Genomic DNA, 3,340 nt, shown 5'->3' with positions numbered 1-3,340 from the left:
ATGATCTGGATCGATGAGGTGGATTTACAGCTCGTCCTTTCCAGATGCCGAGAACGAATGCTTCCCAAAAACAAACTGATTTTACAGAAAGGACAAATTGCCCAGCAGTATTTTTTCATCGTATCCGGGGGCGTTCGTTTTTTTTACGAGAGCCAGGAGCAGGAAAATACGACGTGGGTATTGTTTAAAAATGAAGTCTTAACTGAAATATCCAGCTTACATCCCCAAAAGCCATCCCGGTTCAATATTGAAGCAATCGAAGAAACGAAGCTGATTGTGATTGACAAAAAGGATATGGATTTTCTGTATGGCCAGGTGACAGCCTGTGAAGAATTTGGCAGAAAAATCTGGGAAGCGACCACGATACGTATGATTGACCAGCTTTTGAATTTCCAAACCTTATCTGCCGAAGAACATTATCTCTCTTTTCTCAAGAATTCCCAACTTATTCAAAAAGCCCCCGTAAAGCAGGTCGCCGCCGTACTAGGGATTACCCCCAATGCCCTGAGCCGAATCAGAAAAAAAATTCGGTAAACCTCATTCTCTACCCTTTGGTAGTTTTGCCCCTTTGTCATCCGGGTACTTTTGAGTCATAAAAAAAACAACAATGACTCAACCCAAAGAAAATCCAGCGATGACTCAGAATTCGTATTCTGACGAAGCATTAATTAAAAACTTTCCGGGCTTTACGAATCAATATGCCACCGTAAATGGTGTTCGCCTGCATTACGTCGAAGGAGGTAGTGGCTCGCCCTTACTTTGTTTGCCTGGTTGGCCGCAAACCTGGTATTCGTACCAACCCGTTGCCCTGGAACTCGCCCAGAAATACCGGGTAATCATTGTAGATATCCGAGGCATGGGAAGTTCCGAAAAGCCTCAATTTGGTTACGATAAAAAAACCATGGCCGCTGATATTCTGGCCTTAGTCCAGCACCTAGGATTAGCAAAGGTTTCGATCATGGGTCACGACATTGGCGGAATGGTCGCCATGAGTTTTGCGTTTAATTATCCCGCCTTCGTCGAAAAGCTGATTGTTCTGGACGGCTCGCACCCAACCGAGGGAATGCTACAGATGAGTTTGATACCTCCGACGGGCACCTTTACCGAGAAAATGGATGGCAATCGACCCTACGCCTGGTGGATGGGATTTAATCAAGTGAAAGGATTGCCCGAACAAGTACTGGCCGGCCGCTTCCAGTACTTGCTGGACTGGCTTTTTCACTACGTCATGATTGACGATCGTAAAATGACTTCCCTGGAAAGAGACGTTTATGCCGCTTCTTACAACGATGCCGAAAGCATCCGGGCCGCTAACGCCTGGTACCAAACGTTTGTAGAGGACATCGAAGATGCGAAAAGCTACCCGCCTTTGGAAATGCCCGTGTTAGCAATCGGCAGCTACATAAGTTATCAGTACATGCAGATGGGATTACCTCCCGTAGCCAAAGATTTGCACCTGGTTGGCATTATGGATAGTGGGCATTACCTATTCGAAGAGCAACCAACGCAGGTACTGAAGGCAGTATTCAACTTCCTGACCTAATCCGTTCATGAATCATTTTGAAGAAAAAATAGCCATGCAAAAGAAAATTGTAGTATTCGGTGCTACCGGCAATTTAGGCCGTAGAATTACGCGTGAACTTTTACAAAGAGGGGCTACGGTGCAGGCAATCGTTCGACCCTCTGCCGATCCCGAAAAAACGAAAGCGTTGCAACAACCGGGAGCGACCGTGAAGGAAGTAGATACGGACAGTGTAGAAGCCCTGGCCCAGGCGAGTGCGGGAGCCCATTGCGTCGTGTCTGCCGTAGCCGGTTTGGGCGATGTAATTATTGATCTCCAGAAAAGAATCCTGGATGCTGCGGTACAGGCCGGTGTTCCCCGATTTATTCCTTCTGACTTCTGTACGGATTATACCGATTTAGTACCGGGTGAAAATCGGAATTTTGATTTACGAAGAGAATTCAGAAGTTACCTTGACTCTACGCCCATTCAGGCTTCTTCCATTTTCAATGGTGCTTTTGCGGACATACTCCAGTACAACACGCCAATTCTAAACCTGAAAGAGAAAAGCATCGGTTACTGGGGTGACAAAGCAGATTGGAAACTGGATTTCACGACGATGGACGATACGGCCGCCTTCACGGCAGAAGTAGCCCTGGATGCGGAAGCTCCCAGAAATCTACCAATTGCCAGTTTTCAGGTAAGTCCTAATGAACTATGGCAGGAAGTAAAAGAGCTAACGAATCAGGAGTTTCGCATTCACCAGCTAGCCAGTCTTGAGGATTTTGCCCAATTTATAAAAAAGCAACGAGCCGATTACCCCGCCGGAGAGCAGGAGCTGTATGCCAAGTGGCAACAGGGTCAGTATATGTATTCGATGTTTACGACCCAGCACACGCAATTAGCCAATGACCGATACAAAAACCTGACCTGGACAACAAGCCTAGATTTTATCAAGTCATTTGTTCAATAAACGGAAGAAATCGAAAGTACTGCGTCTTAATCATGTGGCGTAGAATCGTATGCCAATCAACGTACGATTACTCGTTAGGTAAAAAGCTTTTCAGAATATTCTTCCATCCAGTAGCGGCATTTAAAACGACGACACTCAATTTCCGCGACTGCTTTCGAGGCTTTTCTCAGTCAAGAAAGCAGTCCGGAAATTGGATGGCGATTCCCCCGTTTTCGTCAGGAATAAGCGACTAAAATAAGCGGGATCCTGATAACCCAAATTGTAGGCAATTTCCTTGGCCGTAAGCGAAGTATGTACTAAAAGCCGTTTTGCCTCCAGAACAATGCGATCTTTAATCACCTCATTGGGCTGCGGTAAGCGTAATCGATTGAACTTATGAGTAATGGTTTTGGGAGATATACACAGCAAATCGGCGTAGTCCGCAACTGTATGTTTGGATTTGTAATGCTCTTCTACTAAGCGGGTGAATTTGCGAAAAAATTCCAGATCACTTTGCGGTTCGTTTACTGCATTCTCCAAATGTTGTCTTTTCCAGGAGCGGGTCGCTCGAATCAACAATTGTTTCAGATAGGTCCGGACCATCTCTTCCAAAGAGCTGTCGTTGAGCTTGAATTCGTGTACCATTTCCGTAAACAAACCCCTGATAAACGCTATTTCTTCTTCCGGAGCCTCTACTTTCGGCATGTTGTGAATGTTGTTGAACAACAATCCATCACAGGCCACTTCCTGATCATGAATCTGTATGCAGTAAAAATCACGATTGTAGAAAATGAAATAGCCGTCATCCGAACCCGCTTCTTCTAGCTGCAGGTACTGGTTGGGACTAACGAAGAAAAGGGCTGGTCGCTGAGTTTCGTAAACTTAAA

At 45.6% G+C, this 3,340-nt stretch carries 4 protein-coding genes; 3 read left to right on the top strand and 1 reads right to left on the bottom strand.

What is annotated here, in order from left to right; genetic code table 11:
- The 3 genes from ACOJTG_RS19215 to ACOJTG_RS19205 all read left to right on the top strand — a co-directional run.
- On the top strand, window positions 1-534 hold a 534-nt coding region (locus ACOJTG_RS19215; RefSeq protein WP_420155305.1), incomplete at its 5' end, for a Crp/Fnr family transcriptional regulator.
- A 73-nt stretch (window positions 535-607) separates the two neighbouring features.
- Window positions 608-1,543 (top strand): alpha/beta fold hydrolase, encoded by a 936-nt coding sequence (locus tag ACOJTG_RS19210; protein WP_420155304.1) that lies wholly within the window; start codon window positions 608-610, stop codon window positions 1,541-1,543.
- Window positions 1,544-1,577: 34 nt separating this feature from the next.
- A complete protein-coding gene (locus tag ACOJTG_RS19205) occupies window positions 1,578-2,474 on the top strand; it encodes an NmrA family NAD(P)-binding protein (protein ID WP_420155303.1) in 897 nt (298 codons plus the stop codon).
- 135 nt (window positions 2,475-2,609) lie between these two features.
- Here the strand turns inward: ACOJTG_RS19205 and ACOJTG_RS19200 are convergent, their stop codons facing one another.
- Entirely contained in the window at window positions 2,610-3,158 is a 549-nt protein-coding gene (locus ACOJTG_RS19200; protein ID WP_420155302.1) for a helix-turn-helix domain-containing protein, read from the bottom strand.
- Between the last annotated feature and the right edge of the window lie 182 nt (window positions 3,159-3,340).

The organism is Siphonobacter sp. (genome assembly GCF_048595215.1).
Lineage (GTDB): Bacteria > Bacteroidota > Bacteroidia > Cytophagales > Spirosomataceae > Siphonobacter.
The sequence above is the reverse complement of the archived record's forward strand: the minus strand, read 5'-3'. Positions and strand labels throughout refer to the sequence as shown.

Coding starts and splice junctions, on each gene's coding strand:
- ACOJTG_RS19210 (WP_420155304.1), top strand. CDS start 608: ATGACTCAACCCAAAGAAAATCCAGCGATGACTCAGAATTCGTATTCT.
- ACOJTG_RS19205 (WP_420155303.1), top strand. CDS start 1,578: ATGCAAAAGAAAATTGTAGTATTCGGTGCTACCGGCAATTTAGGCCGT.
- ACOJTG_RS19200 (WP_420155302.1), bottom strand. CDS start 3,158: ATGCCGAAAGTAGAGGCTCCGGAAGAAGAAATAGCGTTTATCAGGGGT.